The organism is Erythrobacter tepidarius, from assembly GCF_002155695.1.
Classification (GTDB): domain Bacteria; phylum Pseudomonadota; class Alphaproteobacteria; order Sphingomonadales; family Sphingomonadaceae; genus Erythrobacter; species Erythrobacter tepidarius.
Map to the genome: position 1 here is coordinate 15,772 of NZ_MUYJ01000003.1, position 16,022 is coordinate 31,793.

Here is a 16,022-nt window from a genome sequence, read left to right on the forward strand (position 1 = left end):
ACAATGATCCTGCCCACCCTGTTGCCCGCTGACCGCACCCGCCAGTTCCGCAAGCTGTTTGCCGCCTGCGCCGCGCTGCTGCTGGCGCTGCCGCTGGTGGCAATGGCCTTTACCGCAGACGTCAGCTGGGGCGCGGGCGATTTCCTTGGCGCGGCGATCCTGTTCGCTCTTCTGGGCGCCGGGATCGACATCGCGCTGCGCCTGCCCGCCTCGTGGCGGGTGCGCGGCGCCCTGGCGGCAGCGATTGCGGTGGTGTTCCTGCTGACCTGGGCCGAACTCGCGGTCGGCCTTCTCGCGTGAGCTTGTGGCCGGGTTTGCCGCGACCTCGGATGACACCATCTGGCGCGACGGGCGCTAGGCCGGAACTTCCTCTCCACGAAAATCGAAAACCCGTCCCGATTGCGCGGGCGTAAGGCCTGCCAGCACCCCGATCAGATTCGCCGCCGCCGCTTCGGGCGCGGTCAATTGACCCGCCGGCAGGCCAGACTGGAACGGCCGCGACAGCGCCGAATCCACCGTGCCCGGATGCAGACCGGCGACCACGCCGAGCGGATGGGTGCGCGCCAATTCCAGCGCAAGATTCTTCAGCAGCATGTTGAGCGCCGCCTTGCTCGCTCGGTAAGAGTGCCATCCGCCGAGCCGGTTGTCGGAAATCGATCCAACCCGGGCCGACAGCGCCGCAAACACGAACCGGCGATCGCGCGGCATCAGCGGCAGGACATGCTTGGCGATGAGCGCCGGGCCGATGGTGTTGAGTGCGAAGACTTCGGCCATGGCCGCTGCATCGATCCGCTTGTAGGTCCGCTCCGGCCCGGTGCCATCCGGCAGAGTGAGAACGCCGGTCGCCACGATCACCCACTCTGGCGGATCGCCGCGCATCGCCTGGGCCGCAGCAGCGATGCTGGCCTCGTCGGCAAGGTCGAAGGCAAAGGGGCGAAAAGATTCGCCCTCAGGCCCCACGCCCGCCCGTGATCCGGCATGAATCCGCGGGCACCCTGCCGCCGCCAGCCCCTCGCACAGCGCCCTGCCGATACCGCCCGACGCGCCGAACACGCAAGCCGTGCGTGGGGTGGGCACAGCGCCCTGTCCTACATCATCCATGCCGGCTAAAGCGCCCGCATGGCCCGCAGGTTCCGCGATTTTCTGACCTTTGCGAATGCCCGCCCGGCAAGCCTGTGGGCGGCGGCGGATTTTTGGTTTCAGGACAGTGTCTCATGTGTCTCCAACACGGCCTGGCGTGTGTGGGGCAACGCCTGTGCGAAACCATGCAAGAATTGCCAGTCACCGCCCGCTTGCGCGGCGGGACAATGGCGCTAGATAGGGTGCCAATTGCAACGCGGGATCACGTAATGGCGACCTTCACCCTCCCCAAGAATTCGAAGATCAATGCGAGCGGCAAGACTCACAAGGCCTCGGGCGGTCGCGTCAAGTCATTCAAGATCTACCGCTACGATCCCGACAGCGGCCAGAACCCGCGCTACGACAGGTTCGAGATCAATCTCGACGAATGCGGCCCGATGGTGCTCGACGCGCTGTTCAAGATCAAGAACGAGATCGACCCGACCCTGACCTTCCGCCGTTCGTGCCGCGAGGGCATCTGCGGATCATGCGCGATGAACATGAACGGCAGGAACGGCCTTGCCTGCACCACCGCGATCGAGGACCTCAAGGGCGAGATCCGCATCACCCCCCTTCCGCATATGGAGGTGATCAAGGATCTGGTGCCGGACTTCACCCACTTCTACGCGCAATATGCCAGCATCCGCCCATGGCTTCAGACCGTCACGCCGACCCCGTCGGGCAAGGAGCGGCTGCAATCGCCCGAACAGCGTGAGAAGCTCGACGGGCTCTACGAATGCATCCTGTGCGCCTGCTGTTCGACCTCTTGCCCTTCCTACTGGTGGAACTCGGACAAGTTCCTCGGCCCGGCGATCCTGCTTCAGGCCTATCGCTGGCTGGCCGACAGCCGCGACGAAATGACCGGCGAGCGGCTCGATAACCTCGAAGACCCCTTCCGGCTCTACCGCTGCCACACCATCATGAACTGCGCGAATGTGTGCCCCAAGGGCCTCTCGCCGGCCAAGGCGATCGCCGAGACCAAGAAGATGATGGCCGAGCGCGCGATCTGAACCGGTGAGCTTCAAGGACGACGTCTTCGAGCACGGGCCGGATCCGCAAAACCCCGGCTGGCACCACTGGAATCTCAAGGACGAAACGCTGTTCAATGGCGCGGTGATGGGCAGGCTCATCACCCGGGTCGACGATGACGGGAAGGCGCGCCTGCGCATGTTTCCCGAGCGGCGACACATGAACCTCCAGGGTGTGATCCACGGCGCGGTGACGCTGGCGCTGATCGACATCGCGCTTTTCGTCACCATGCACCGGATCGGCACCGGCAATGCCGGCCCTTCGGTGACGCTCGAGCTTTCGACCCAGTTCGTGGGCGGCGGCGATCCGCAGCGCCCGCTCGACGCGGTGACCGAAATCGTGCGCGAAACCGGCAAGCTGGTCTTCATCCGCGGCCTGGTGGTGCAGGACGAGGACACGGTCGCCAGCTTCTCGGGCATCGTGCGCAAGATGCTGCCGCGCGGTTGAGGCACGCGTGCCCGGCCTTCTTGCCCGCTACGATGCCCTCATCGCCAGCGGCGAGCTGCGCGCCGACCCCGACCAGCGCGCCGCGGCCGAACGGCTCGACCGTCTCCAGCGCGAGCTGGAAGCCCCGCCCCCCGCCGCAGGTCTGATCGGCAAGCTGTTAGGAAAGCGCCCCGCCCCGCCCCCGCGCGGGCTCTACATCTGGGGCGGGGTCGGGCGCGGCAAGTCGATGCTGATGGACCTGTTCGTCGAGACGCTCGGCATCGCACACAAGCGCCGTGTCCATTTCCACGCCTTCATGCTCGAAGTTGACCGCCGCATGGCAGCGGCGCGCAAGGCCCAGGTAAAAGACCCGCTGATCGCGGTCGCGCTGGACATGGCGGCGGGTCTCAAATGCCTCGCCTTCGACGAGATGGTCGTCAACAACACCGCCGACGCTGCGATCATGGGCCGCTTCTTCACCGCGCTGATGGAGGCGGGCACGGTGATCGTCACCACCTCCAACCGCCCCCCGCGCGATCTCTACAAGGACGGGCTCAATCGCTCCTTGTTCCTGCCCTTCATCAATCTGGTCGAAGCGAAGATGGACGTGCTCAGCCTCAATGGCCCGACCGACTACCGGCTCGACCGTATCGGCGGGCTCGCCACGTGGCATGCGCCGATCGGCGATGCGGCGACGGCGCAGGTGCGCGAAGCCTTCTTCCGCCTCACCGACTTCCAGCCCGAGGATGCCGCCCATGTGCCTTCGGGCGAACTCGATTTGGGCGGCGGGCGAAGGTTGCACGTGCCCAAGAGCCTCAAGGGTGTGGGCGTGTTCAGCTTCAAGAAGCTGTGCGGCGCAAACCGCGGTGCTGCCGATTACCTTGCCATTGCGCAGGCCTATCACACCGTGATCCTCGTTGGCATTCCGAAGATGGGCCCGGAAAACCGCAACGAGGCGATCCGCTTCACCAAGCTGATCGACGCGCTCTACGAGCACCGGGTCAAGCTGTTCGTCACTGCCGCCGCGGCGCCTGAGGACCTCTACCGGTCAGGTGACGGCGCTTTCGAGTTCGAGCGCACGGTCAGTCGGCTCAACGAGATGCAGTCGGATGGCTACCTGGCGCTTGGCCACGGGACGCAGGACTAGGCGCTCACCCCAAGGCGGGAGAGCGCCTTCTCCAGCATCAGCAGCTGCCACAGGGTGCGCGAATGATCCGCACGGCCGGCGATATGGGCCTCGGCAAGCCCGGCGATAGCCTTGGGCGCGAAGAAGGCGGTCTGCGCAAGACTACCGCTCGCAATCCCCCGCGCCGCCCCGGCCAGCGGCCGCCTGAACCATTCGGCAATCGGGGTGACGAAGCCCTGCTTGGGCCGATAAAGGATGTCGTGCGGGAGATAGCGCTCAAGGCTCTTCTTGAGCAGGTATTTGCCGGTCGCGCCCCTTACCCGCATCGATTCCGGCAGCCTCGCGGCGAATGCCACCAACCGGTGATCGAGCAGCGGCTCGCGCGCTTCGAGGCTCACCGCCATGCTGGTGCGGTCGACCTTGGTCAGGATGTCGCCGGGCAGCCAGAACACGAGGTCGGCATATTGGGCGCGATCGAGGCCCGATCGGCCCGGCGCCGAACGCATCAGCGCGATCACTTCGTCTTCCGCGCGAAAGCCGGCAAGACTGGCGGCGAAGGCATCGGAATAGAGCGCGCGGCGCGCATCGGGGAGCGTTACCGAAAGCCCACGCACGTAACCATGCTCGCCGCTTTCCGCGAGCGCCAGCAAAGTCGCCTTTGCACGCAACGGGCGCGGCGCCCAGTCGGCCTTGGGCCAGACACGCCCAAGCCCCCCGAACAACGGCGCGCGCAGGCCCGCCGGCAGCAGCGCGCGGGCGCGCTCCTCGTGATGGTGGAAAACCTGCCGCCGGTAACCGGCAAAAGCCTCGTCCGCTCCGTCGCCCGAAAGCGCCACCGTCACCCGCTCGCGCGCCAGCTGGCACACGCGCCAAGTCGGCAGTGCCGAGGCATCGGCGAAAGGTTCGTCGAACATTGCGGCCAGCTGGTCTACGGCGGCAAAATCGTCGGTGGCGACGATCCGCTCGGCATGATCGGCGCCGAACTTCGCCGCAACCTGGCGGGCGTGGGAGGTCTCGTCATAGGCGGCGACATCGAAGCCGATCGAGCAGGTTTGGACCGGCTGATGCGAAGCTTCGCTCATCAGCGCGACCACGCCGGAGCTGTCCACCCCGCCAGAAAGAAACGCCCCGAGCGGTACGTCTGCGACCATGCGGGAGCGCACGCCTTCGCGCAGCAGATGCAGAAGCTGCGCGGACAGATCGGCCTCGCTCCCGCGCTCGCGCTCGGTGAAGCATATGTCCCACCAGCGCTGCGGACGGCCCGGCGACTTGCCCTGCTCCAGCAGCCAGAAATGCCCGGCAGGCAGCTTCTCCACCCCCGCCAGCAGGCAATGCGTGTCCGGGACATAGCCCCACGCCATATAGGCCTCGATCGCCTGCGGGTTGACCCGGCGGCGCAGCAGCGGGTGGGCAAGCAGGCCCTTAAGCTCCGAGGCGAAGGCAATGCTGCCGTCCGACAGATGCGCGATGAACAGCGGTTTCACCCCGAACCGGTCGCGCGCGAGGAAGAGCTGGCGCTTGTCGCGGTCGAAGATCGCGAAGGCGAACATGCCGTCGAGCCGCGCGAGGCAATCCGGCCCCCATTTCTGCCAGGCGGCAAGGATCACCTCGGTATCGCCATTGGTGCGGAAGGCGAAGCCGGCCAGCTCCAGCTCGCGACGCAGTTCGCGGAAATTGTAAATCTCGCCATTGAAGACGATCACCGCGCGGCCATCGGCGGCGTGCATCGGCTGCGGCGAGCCGGCAAGGTCGATGATCGACAACCGGCGATGGCCCAGCCCGACCCCGTGATCGCTCCACACCCCTGCTCCATCGGGGCCGCGATGGGCGAGCGCATCGCACATCCGCTCGACCCTCAGCGGATCGACCGGCTTGGGGGTTTCGGCATGGAAAATCCCGGCAATGCCGCACATCGTGGCAGCGGCCTAGAACATGGCCGCAAAGGCGGCAATCGCGGCAAGGGCAATCACCGCAAGCGCGGCAGCGAATGGCGAGACGCTGCCCTTTTCGGCACCGGCAAGCCAGGCGGTGCGGGGGAGACTGCCGGCGCTCCAGCCAAAGTCATGCGGCGCGCGTTCAAAGAACCGCCATGCGCTGGAGAGCAGCATCGTCACGACGATGGCGAAGAAGACCCAGCCATAGACGATGTGATCGAACCCGGTGGCGCGCTCGGCGCCGATATATTGCGCGACATAGATCGTCGCCCAAGCGCGCACCCCGTTGGCGAGCACCGGCACGATCACGCAAGCAGCCATGAACAGGGCGCGACGGCGCCAGCTTTCGAAACGGGTGAAACACACCAGCACGCCGAGCGTCACCATCGCGATCAGGAACTTCACGCCCGAACACGCCTCGGCGACGATGAACAGCCCGGCAGGGGTGTGGATATGAATCCCCGCTATGCTTGCCTCGATCCCGCTCCAATGGGTCAGCGCGATGGCGATCTCGGCGGTGACGAATTGCAGCGGCGGGATGATCTCGTCGCCGAAGGGCACGAGAAAGCTCGCAAAGGCCAGCGGCAAACCCAGCAGCAGCGCAGCGCGCAGGCCAAGCACGCTGATTACCGCCGCCTGCAAGGCCCCTACGGCACCAGCATGGGCGATCAGGTTGATCCCGCTTGCACGCCCTGCCCACCACAGCGCCAGCGCGGCACCGACCAGCAGCAGGCCGGGCATGAACGGGCGCGGCGCGATGGCCGCCAGCTCGCCCACCTTGAGCAGCACCAACCAACCAATGATCAAGGGCACCAGCAGCAGGTGGTTGTAGGTATCGATGTTCCACCATTGGTGCAGCATCTCGCCCCAGCTTTGCGCAGTGACAGCAACCAGCGCGAGCGCGGCAGCCCCCAGCGCCATCAACGGGCTGCGCCACGCGGCAGGCAGGCGCCGGGCTGGCACAGCATCGGATCGAGCGAGAATGGCAGGTTCAGGCGGCATGGCGCACGCTCTCCCCGTCCCGGCCCAGCAGCCGCGCCAGCGGCGCCAGCATGGCTTCCCAGCCATGATGATCGCACACGAAGCGCCGCGCCGCAGCGCCGATGCGCGCGGGCGCATCAGCGTCCGAGAGCAAATCCGCGATCCGCGCGGCCATGGCCTGCGGGTCGGGTGGGCTGACCAGCCAGTGCTCGCCCTCGCGCGCGGCGATACCAGTCGCCGCCTCAGGGGTCAGCACCACCGGTCGGGCCATGGCCATCGCCTCCAGCACCTTGTTTTGCACACCGCGCGCGATCAGCAAGGGTGCGAGCACGGTATCGGCCGCGGCAATGAACGGGCGTACATCGGGCACCTCGCCCCAGACCTCGACACCCGGCCGGCCATGCTGCGCCCGCAGCCTTGGGGTGGGATTGCGACCGACGACATGGAACATCGCCTCGGGGAACCGCGCGCGCAAAATCGGCATGAGCGCCTCGATCACCCACTGTGCGGCCTGTTCATTGGGGCGATAATCCATCTGGCCAGTGAAGACGAAATGCGGCCCCGCCTGGTTGGCGAGCGCCGGGTGCGGGCGAACCGCTTGGGGATCGACCAGGCTTGCATCAATCCCGTTGCCGATCACCTGCACGTTCACTTTCGCCGGATCGCGCAACCGCGAGCGGTAAAGCGCGGCCTCGGCCTCGGAAATGAGGATCGTCGCATCGGCACGCTGGCCGAGCCGTTCCTCCTCCGCCGCCAGCAGGCGCGCCTCGCGCCGGTTAAGCCACACGCGCTCGCCGCCTTGCGCATAGCTGGCGAACTTGGCGCTATCGACATCGCACAGGTCGATCACCACGCGCCCCTTGAAATCGTCGGGGACATATTGACCCATCTGCCCCGAGAACACGACGATCGCGGCAATGTCGCGGACGGCGATGCTATGCCGCACCCAGTCGGCCAGCCGCCGCGAATGGAAGGCGGTGAGGCTCACCGGCCTGCCCGTCAGCACGGCCTCGATCCCGGCAAGCGGCAGCGGCTTGGTGCGCGCGATGATGCAGTGCGATGCGGCGATCTTCGCCAGCCCATCCGCGCCCGCCTTGTCACCGGCATCGGCAAAACAGCCGACATGCACAGGCCCGAGCCGCGCCAGCGCCTTGAGCAGATGATGCGAGCGGATGCGGTCGCCGCGATCGGGCGGAAAGGGCACGCGGTGCGCAAGGAAGAGGATGTCGCCCATCACGCCCCTTCGCTATGCCAACCCGCGTGCGATCCACGGCCCCAGAGCGTTGGCGATGGGCAGCGGCAGCTTCTTCCACAAGGCGATCTTGCGCGAATAGCTGGCGTCGGTGGGATCGACATTGCGCCGCTTTGCGCCGGGCGCGGTCCATGCGCCATATGCCAACGGCTCGGGCACGAAGCCCCAGTTCTTCTTGAAGGCGTAAGGCCCGCTGCCGGTCTTCGAGCGCCCGAAGTCGAAACGGGTCATGCCCCGCCGGCGGGCGTGGAGCATCAATTCGTAATACATCCGCTCGTTGGCCCGGGCCGCGCGCGCGGCGAACACGCCCCCGCCCCAGAAGGGCATCACCGCGCCTTCGTGGTAAAAGCTCAAGACGCTGGCCAGCGGACGCTCGCCATCCCACACGGTGAGGATGTCGCTGGATTCGGGGAATGCCTCGAGCATCGCGGCAAACAGCGCCCGCGGAAAAACCGGTGTGCCGAGATTGCGGACGCTTTCGCTGTAACAGGCGTAGTGCGCGGCGCGATCCGCACGGGCGCGTCCGATGGTGACGCGGTGATCGAGGGCGAGGCCCTTGCGAACCTCGGCGCGGGCCTTGCGCGGGATGGCACCCAGCTCGGCCTCGTCACTCGCCGCCAGCGGACGGACAAAGCCACAATGCCGGTGCGACCATGCGTCCCAATGATCGGGTATCGGCCCGCCGCGCAGCTCGATGCCAGCAAAGCCCCGCGTCAGGGCATGGCGTTCGGCGGCCTCGGCGAGCGCACGGGCAACCTCCGGGCTTTCGGCGATCATCCCCCCGCCAACGCCAAACCCGCTTGACACCAGCGCCTTGCCGAACAGCGCCGAACGCACCTCGGTGAGCGGGAGCCAGCCGGTCACCACGCCGAGCCTTTCGCTCACCAGGCCCGCCGCGCGCTGGCCGGTGCCGGCTTCGACCGCCCGCAGCCATGCCGGGCGGTGGAAGAGGCTTCCTCCACCTTCCGCGACAAAGCCCTCTATGCGGCGCAGTTCGGCCGGATCATGCGCGTCAAACGCGCGCACCTTATGGCCGGCCCTGACCGGCGCGTTCATGCCGCAAACTCCTCGCCGAGGCTGGCGGGCGCGGGCAGTTCGCCGGCGCGTGGCGCTTCGCGGTGGGCGATCATGTCCATCCTGCCCCAGCGGAACTCATGCACCAGCGCGCGCAGCTTTTCGGCCATCTTTGCCAGGCCGGTATAGTGGCGCAAGCGCGAGCGCAGCGGTGCATGGCCGACCCGCGGCTGATCGGGATCGATTTCCCACGGGTGAAAATAGAACACCGCCGGACGGCCTTCGCGGCGGTTCACCTGGCGGATCGCCCAGCGCGAGAAGCCATAGGGCAGCACTCGGAAGAAACCGCCGCCACCGGCCGCAACCCGCCGCCCGCCAAGCAGCGCGGTGGTCACCGGCAGTTCAACCAGCGAGGACCACGGCAAGGGGCGGAAGGCAAAGCGCGGGGCGTCGGGCCAGCCGTAATGATCATGCACTACCGGCGCGACACTGGAGGAATAAGCATAGCCCTGCTCGGCCAGTTCGGCGAAGGCCCAGGGGGTGCGCTGGTCGATCGAAAAGCTCGGCGCGCGATAGCCGGTCACCGCGACACCCGTGCAGTCTTCGAGGATGTGCCGCGCCTTGCGAATGTCCTCGGCAAAAGCGCGGCGCGTGAAGCTATGGACGCGGACGTGATCATAGCCGTGGCTGGCGATCTCGTGGCCGGCCTCGGCGATGCGGCGGATCATCGCCGGATGACGTTTCGCCACCCAGCCCAGGGTGAAGAAGGTCGCGCGCACATCGGCCTCGGCGAACAGGTCGATGATGCGCGCCACATTGCCCTCGACCCGCATGCGGATCGAATCCCAATCGCCGCGCGCGATCACATTCTCGAAGGCGCCTACCTGGAACCAGTCCTCGACATCGACCGACAGGCCGTTGACGATAGTGGCACCGGGCCGGCAGGCCGCGCGACAGGGATCAGGCGGCGCGTTCACGTCACGCCGCCTCGCGCGACGGATTGTCCTCAAGCCACTCGATCAGCATGGCCAGCACGTGGCGGAAGGATTGCTCCTGCTCTTCAAGCCGCGCTTCGATGCGTTCGAGTTCGGCGGCAAAGCGCGCTTCGGCGAGGCGCACTTCCTCGGGCGAGAGCGCTTCGTCCTCGGCCTTGCCTTGCGCCGCGCCAGCAGCCTGAAGCGCGCAGATCGCCGCTTCGAGTTCGGCCGTGCGGGCATCGCGGGTGGCGAGCAGCGCCGCGACTTCCGCGGCAGGCAGGCTGTCGGCCCCGGCGCCCATTTCGGGCGAAGCCGGGGCAACGGGCGCCGCGCGCAGATCGCCGCGACCATGCGCGCCGCGGGTCTGATCGACCGCCATCTCGGCGACCACGGCGTCGAGCATCGCCAGCGTCAGCTCGGAGCGTTCCTCGATCGCGCCGAGCAGCAGCAGGCGGTTCATCACCTGATTGACCCGGCGCGGAATGCCGTCGGTGTGACGATAGAGCGCGCCCAGCAGCCCTTCGCCGAGCGCCGGATGGCCTTTCCACCCGGCATGGCCGAGGCGGTGGCGGACATAGTCCTCGACCTCGCCATCATCGAGCGCTTCGAGATGGTGCGAGGCGATGATGCGCTGGCGGAGCTGTTCGAGCCCTGGATGATGGGCCAGCGTGCGGCGGAATTCGGGCTGGCCGAGCAGCAGACATTGCAGCAGCGGGTGTGCGCCGAGCTGGAAGTTCGACAGCATCCGCAGCTCTTCCAGCGCGGCAAGATCGAGGCTTTGACACTCGTCCACCACCAGCAGGCAGCGCCGACCGGCGCGGGCCTCGTCCTGCAGGAAATGTTCGATCGCGCCGAGCGCGCTGGCCTTGTCATGCCCTTCGACGGCAAGCCCGAAGGCCTGCGCGACGACATGGACCATTTCAGCCCCGTCGAGCGCGCTGGTGACAACCTGCGCCACGGTCAGCGCCGCTGGGTCAATCCGCTCCATCAGGTGCGCGACCAAGGTCGACTTGCCTGCGCCGATCTCGCCGGTGATGACGATGAAGCCCTCGCCCTGCCCAAGGCCGTAGCCGAGATAGCTCATCGCTTTCTTGTGGCTCGCGCTCTCGAAATAGAACTGGGGATCGGGAGTCAGCTGGAATGGCCGGGCGCTGAAGCCGTAATATTGTTCGTACATGAACGTGTCGCTCCCCAATCAGAAGTCGTAGCGCAGGCCGACCAGCGCCGTTGCAAAGGCGAAGTCCTCGGCGGTGAACTCGCTGTCAAAGTAATCGAGCGCCACCGCCGCGCGCGCAGTGAGGCGGCGGGTCAGGGACTGGTTGTAGGCTGCCGAGCCGCCGATCGCGGTGACGTCGCCGTTCGGCTCGGCGCTGTCGAACCAGTTGACGTAGGCATTGGTGGTGAGGTTCGCGTTCTGGCCAATCTGCCGGGTCAGCCCGCCGATCACGTAATAGCTTTCGTCGGTCAGGCCATCGAGCGGCCCGAGCGCCGTTCCGGGGGCGGCGATGAAGGTCCGCCGGTCATAGCCCGCCCCCAGCGCTGCCGTGGTGCGTCCCATCCGGCGCTGATAGGAAGCGCGCGCACCGCGGCCGCGAAATGCCGCCGAGCGCACCGATCCGAGCCCGCCGATGACCGATTGACCCTCGGCGCCTTGCACCAGTCCGCCGAAATCGCCCGTCACCGGATTGCGGATCGCCTCGAAATCGCTCGACAGGCTGGCGAGCGACCGATTGAGCAGACCGCCAAAGCCGGTGACCCCGTCATAGACGCTGAGCGCGAAGGCGCTGCGCTGGCTGGGGGCGTAGGTGAAGGTTCCGTAATAGGTGGTCGAATCGTATCGCTCGCCCACCCGCGCCTCGAGCGAGGTGCGCGAGGACGGACGCCACATCACGCCCACGTCCCACAGCAGGCCATCGACGTCGAAGGCGAGGACCCGCGGTGAGGCGGGATCGGTGACGAAGCGCCCGTCATTGCCGATCACCGGATTGCCATTGGCATCGCGCAGCGCGTCGCGGCTGGAAATCTCAACGTTCTCGTAACCCGCACCACCCACCAGCGCGAGGGTCGGGCTGACCGGGATGGTCACGTCGCCGCGCACGAAAAGGTCGCGCACGCGCTGATCGAGGTTGGAAATGTCTTCCTGGAAACCACCGGCGGTCACAGCCAGACCGACCGGCAGGACTTCGCCCGCGCGGGTGCCAGCGCGCACCTGTCCCATATATGTCACGCTGTCGTCGAACACATCGACCGGATCACCTTGCGCATTGGTCAGCACCGCGTCGTTCTCGAAGCGGTTGTAACCGACCCTGGCCACGCCCTGCACGCCGACGTCGCCGACACGGGTGTTGAGGCTCGGCCCGGCATAGAAGCTGTAAAAGCGGCTTTCCGCGTCCTCGCGCACCAGCGGATTGGTGGTGGTGCCGCCGCCGGCATCGACGCGGGTGCGCGACGCCAGCGCGCCAGCTTCAAGGCTCAGCGTGTTGCGCACCAACGCCAGCGTCCCACGCGCGACACCGCTGAGGGTGTCGCTATCGACGCTGTTGTCGCCATAGCCGATGTTGCGCTCGTAACGCAGCGAAACAGCCGCGCCGCTGTTGCGGCCCTGGACATTGATATCGACACCCGCGGCGATGGTGGTGAAGGTGAGCACATCATCGCCCGGCGAAAGCTCGGCGGACAGCACTTGCCCGACCTCGATATAGGGCTGCACCACGCGATTGGCGCGCTGGTCGGCAGAGACGCCCGTGCTCTGCGCTTGCCCTTGTGGGGAAACCGCCGGCTGCTGCCGGGCCAGCGCCGGCGCACCAGCGACCAGCGCGGCCAATGCGAGCGGCAGAGCGCAAATCGAAGCGCGCATGGTCACCTCCGTTCCGCGCCATAGCTGCCGAAGCGCCGCCCCGAAGGGCTGTAGCGCGCGGCGTTGAGCAGCAGCTTGATATCCGGGCAGGCCGAGAGCAGCTGCTGCGCGTCCTCGATCGCGGCACGCCCGGTCTCGTCGGCGCGGACCACCAGCAGCGCCTGCCCGACGTGGGCGGCAAGCTCGGCTGCCGGCGAAGCGGCCAGCGCCGGCGGCGTGTCGAAGATCACGATACGTTTCGGCGCGCCCTGAGTCAGGCGGTCGAGCACCGCGCCGGTACGGGCGCTGGCAAGATATTCGGCGGCGCGGGCAGAGGCGGTGCCGGCGGGCAGCACGAACAGCCCTTCGATATCGGTTCGGATAACAAGGCTCTCGGGCGCGATCGCAGGATCGGCAAGCGCGTCCATCAGGCCCAGATCGCCCGCGATCCCCAGCCTTGCGGTGACGCTTGGCTTGACCACGTCGGCATCGACCAGCAGCACTTCCAGGTCACGTTCGGCCGCCAGCGCAATGGCGAGGTTGGTGGCGCAATAGGTCTTGCCCTCGCCCGGATGGGGCGAACACACGAGGATGCGGCGCGCAAGCGCGCTGTCGGAGGCGCGAGCATCGGCAAGCAGTTCGCGCTTGACGATACGGAACTCCTCCAGCAGCCCGGTGACAGAATCCTCGGGCACCAGGAATCCCCCTTCGCGCAGATGCTCGCGGTCGACTTCAGCAAAGGGCCCGCAGAAGGCGACCGCGCGCGGGGCCCGCGCAGTCGGTGAAGGCGCACTGCTTGGGGCAGCGGCGCGCGGCCTATCCGCCGCGGGCTGCGACCCGCGATCGGCGGGTTGCGGCCTAGGCGCGCGGCGTGGGGCCTCGGGCAACGGCGGCACTGGCGGAAGCTTGGGCGCGCTGTGTGCCAGCCCCAGCCCGAACATGCTGTCGGCCCGCTCGAACAGCGAGGCCGGCCTTGCGCTTTCCCGGTTGATCTTGGCCTGATCGGTCATCGCGTTGCCCCTGTCCTCACGCGATCATCCCGATCGAGACGATCTCGATCGCCAGCAGGATCACGAACACGCCGATCAGCCCGGCGCATGCCCCGGCAAACTGCTTGAGGCGTCTCTTTTCCATTACGCGCGCGGTATCCGACATGGTCAGCGAGATCGCCCCGATCACCGGCAGGTCGAAGGCGCGCTCGAGTTTCTGCGGCGAGGCGAAGCTCGACTTGAGCTGGCCGAGCGCATAGGCGGCGCCTGCCCCGGCTGCGAGTCCGACGATCAGCACCCCTAGCAGCAGCAGCGGACGGTTGGGGGCAACCGGCTTCTGCGGTACGCTCGGCTCCTGAATTACGTCGAACCGGAACTGGCTGGCCTTGTCCTCGACCTTACCGCGCGTGCGCAGCGCCTCGCGATCCTGAAGCAGCTTTTCGTAATTGGCACGCAGCACGTCATAGTCGCGGCTGATGCGGTTGGCTTCGGCGGCGACCGCCGGCTCGGAGGCCTGGCTTGCCATGAGCGCGGCGAAATCGCTCTGGAGTGCGGCGCGGCGGGCCTGCAAGGCATCGACATTGGCCTGCCGCTCGGTGCGGATCGCCAGCAACGAGGCGTAGGCCGGATTGGGCGCGCCGCCGGCATCGTCGCCGGCCGCAGCCGCCTGCCGGGCAAGCAAGGAAACCTGCTTGGTGACCGCCACGACATCGGGATGGCTGTCAGTCAACCCGCGTGAGCGCAGCTCGGCGAGTTGGGTCTGGGCCTGCTGGAGCGCGGCGCGCGGCCCGGTCGCTTGCGGTCCGCCGACGATGGTGCGCGGCGTGTTGGCCAGCTGGCCCGAAATCGCCGCCAGCGCGCTTTCGGCGGCGGCGAGATCGGCATCGACCGCGCGCAGTTCGGCACGCGCCTGCTGGATCTTGCCCGAGAGGCTGTCCGAACCGCCGACCAGATCGGGATATTGTGCCTCGAAGTTCAGGCGGCGCTGTTCGGCGGCCTCGAGCTCGCGCTTGCGCTCTTCGAGCTGCCGGTCGAGATCTTCGATCGCCGAGCTGATCCCGGCGCGGTTGCCGACCACGTGCTCCTCGCGCAGGATGTCGAGCAGCTTTTGCACCACGTCGCGCGCCAGCACGGCGTTTTCAGCATCGGACAGATCCCTGCGGCCGATTGCGGCGGTGATCTCGAACAGGTTGTCCTCCTCGCTCGTCACCTTCACTTTCTTTTCGAGCTCGCTGATCATCGCATCGAGCGCGCCACGATCGGTCACCGCTTCACCGAGGCGGGTGGCGGTGATCACCTTTTCGAGGTTCTTGGCGCTCGACAGGGTCTGGCGCACGCGCATGATCTCTTCCTTGCCGTCACCGGCAATGCCGAGCTGCTTGGAGAGCACGTCCTCGACGTCGACATAGACGCGCGCCTTGCTCTCGTAGGTGTTGGGGACCATGCTGACCACCAGCCACCCGAGCAGACACACGCCCCAGGCGACTGCAATAGCCAGCCAGCGCCGGTGCCAAACCGACCATAGCGCCGCGCGCAGTTCCTCGAAGATCTCGCTCATGCCCGGCGGTGCCCCCTAGAACCGGCTCTCGGGAATGATGATGGTGTCCCCCGGCATCAGCATGACATTGGCGCTGGCATCCCCGCGCCGGATCAGATCGCTGAGACGCAGACGGTATTCCTCCTGTTTGCCGGTTTCGCGATTCTGGCGAATCAACTTGGCCGAATTGCCGGCGGCAAATTCGCTCAGGCCGCCAACCGCGATCATCGCGTCGAGCACGGTCATGTTGGCCCGGTATGGCAGCGACGCAGGCTGCGCGGTCGCACCGATCACCCGCACCTGCTGGGTGAAGTTGCCCTCGGGCGTGTTGACGATCACCGAGACGATCGGCTGTTCGATGTATTTCGACAGTTCGCCGGCGATGTATTCCTGCAACTGTGTGGCGGTCTTGCCGACCGCCGGGATGTCCTGCACCAGCGGGATCGTCAGCCGGCCATCGGGCCGCACACGCACCTTTTCGGCGGAAAGTTCGGGATTGCGCCACACGTGAATGGTAATCTCGTCGAGCGGACCGATGGTGTATGGCTCGGAAGGCACAATCGGACTTGCGCTGTAATTGGCTGGCGGCAATTCCGGCCCGGTGCCCGCACAGGCCGCCAGCAACAGCGGCGCGAGACCGAGCGTGGCAAGGCGGACGAAAGACAGCGAATGAACCATTGACGAGGATCCTTGGGCCTGAATGCGCATCGACAGGGCACGGGCCGGATGCAGGAGCGACCTGCAAACCGCGCCTTGCGGACGGCCTGTTCCTTTTCGTCGAAATTGGTGAACATCTGGTTAG

General features: G+C 67.0%; 15 protein-coding genes. 4 read left to right on the forward strand and 11 right to left on the reverse strand.

All coding sequences use genetic code 11. The features are described from left to right. Positions 1–3: 3 nt before the first annotated feature. Entirely contained in the window at positions 4–300 is a 297-nt protein-coding gene (locus BZF61_RS03110) for a hypothetical protein (protein ID WP_086617198.1), read from the forward strand. 54 nt (positions 301–354) lie between these two features. On the opposite strand, the gene BZF61_RS03115 is transcribed toward BZF61_RS03110, so the two are convergent. Next, positions 355–1,101 (reverse strand): SDR family NAD(P)-dependent oxidoreductase, encoded by a 747-nt coding sequence (locus BZF61_RS03115; protein WP_086617199.1) that lies wholly within the window; start codon positions 1,099–1,101, stop codon positions 355–357. A 248-nt stretch (positions 1,102–1,349) separates the two neighbouring features. Between BZF61_RS03115 and BZF61_RS03120 the strand changes: the two genes are divergently transcribed. Genes BZF61_RS03120 through zapE form a run of 3 tightly spaced genes read left to right on the forward strand, consistent with a single transcriptional unit; the run spans position 1,350 to position 3,721 of the window. Next, positions 1,350–2,129 carry a succinate dehydrogenase iron-sulfur subunit gene (locus tag BZF61_RS03120; protein WP_086617200.1) on the forward strand — a complete coding sequence of 260 codons (780 nt, stop codon included), beginning with the start codon at positions 1,350–1,352 and terminating at the stop codon, positions 2,127–2,129. A 4-nt stretch (positions 2,130–2,133) separates the two neighbouring features. Then, positions 2,134–2,595, forward strand: coding sequence for a PaaI family thioesterase (locus tag BZF61_RS03125; protein WP_086617201.1), 462 nt, complete (start codon positions 2,134–2,136; stop codon positions 2,593–2,595). A 7-nt stretch (positions 2,596–2,602) separates the two neighbouring features. After that, complete coding sequence (zapE, locus tag BZF61_RS03130; protein ID WP_086617202.1) at positions 2,603–3,721, forward strand: cell division protein ZapE; 1,119 nt, start codon at positions 2,603–2,605, stop codon at positions 3,719–3,721. Here zapE and BZF61_RS03135 read toward each other — a convergent pair. Genes BZF61_RS03135 through BZF61_RS03180 form a run of 10 tightly spaced genes read right to left on the reverse strand, consistent with a single transcriptional unit; the run spans position 3,718 to position 15,898 of the window. Beyond that, positions 3,718–5,613, reverse strand: a complete 1,896-nt coding sequence (locus BZF61_RS03135) for an XrtA/PEP-CTERM system amidotransferase (RefSeq protein WP_086617203.1) — start codon at positions 5,611–5,613, stop codon at positions 3,718–3,720. The genes zapE and BZF61_RS03135 overlap by 4 nt on opposite strands. 12 nt (positions 5,614–5,625) lie before the next feature. Beyond that, complete coding sequence (xrtA, locus tag BZF61_RS03140) at positions 5,626–6,636, reverse strand: exosortase A (RefSeq protein WP_086617204.1); 1,011 nt, start codon at positions 6,634–6,636, stop codon at positions 5,626–5,628. Further along, positions 6,626–7,849, reverse strand: coding sequence for a TIGR03087 family PEP-CTERM/XrtA system glycosyltransferase (locus BZF61_RS03145; RefSeq protein WP_086617205.1), 1,224 nt, complete (start codon positions 7,847–7,849; stop codon positions 6,626–6,628). The genes xrtA and BZF61_RS03145 overlap by 11 nt, the downstream gene beginning before the upstream one ends. 12 nt (positions 7,850–7,861) lie before the next feature. Beyond that, positions 7,862–8,923 carry a FemAB family XrtA/PEP-CTERM system-associated protein gene (locus BZF61_RS03150; protein WP_086617206.1) on the reverse strand — a complete coding sequence of 354 codons (1,062 nt, stop codon included), beginning with the start codon at positions 8,921–8,923 and terminating at the stop codon, positions 7,862–7,864. Next, positions 8,920–9,858, reverse strand: a complete 939-nt coding sequence (locus BZF61_RS03155; protein ID WP_211276708.1) for an XrtA system polysaccharide deacetylase — start codon at positions 9,856–9,858, stop codon at positions 8,920–8,922. Before BZF61_RS03155 ends, BZF61_RS03150 begins: the two co-directional genes overlap by 4 nt. A 1-nt stretch (position 9,859) precedes the next feature. Continuing rightward, positions 9,860–11,035: an XrtA/PEP-CTERM system-associated ATPase gene (locus tag BZF61_RS03160; RefSeq protein ID WP_086617207.1), complete on the reverse strand. Its 1,176-nt coding sequence runs from the start codon at positions 11,033–11,035 to the stop codon at positions 9,860–9,862. Positions 11,036–11,053: 18 nt separating this feature from the next. Continuing rightward, positions 11,054–12,715 carry a porin family protein gene (locus tag BZF61_RS03165; protein WP_086617208.1) on the reverse strand — a complete coding sequence of 554 codons (1,662 nt, stop codon included), beginning with the start codon at positions 12,713–12,715 and terminating at the stop codon, positions 11,054–11,056. Positions 12,716–12,717: 2 nt separating this feature from the next. Then, positions 12,718–13,704: an AAA family ATPase gene (locus BZF61_RS03170; protein ID WP_086617209.1), complete on the reverse strand. Its 987-nt coding sequence runs from the start codon at positions 13,702–13,704 to the stop codon at positions 12,718–12,720. Positions 13,705–13,720: 16 nt separating this feature from the next. Further along, positions 13,721–15,241 carry an XrtA system polysaccharide chain length determinant gene (locus BZF61_RS03175; RefSeq protein ID WP_086617210.1) on the reverse strand — a complete coding sequence of 507 codons (1,521 nt, stop codon included), beginning with the start codon at positions 15,239–15,241 and terminating at the stop codon, positions 13,721–13,723. Positions 15,242–15,256: 15 nt separating this feature from the next. Then, positions 15,257–15,898, reverse strand: coding sequence for an XrtA/PEP-CTERM system exopolysaccharide export protein (locus BZF61_RS03180; RefSeq protein ID WP_086617211.1), 642 nt, complete (start codon positions 15,896–15,898; stop codon positions 15,257–15,259). Positions 15,899–16,022 lie beyond the last annotated feature (124 nt).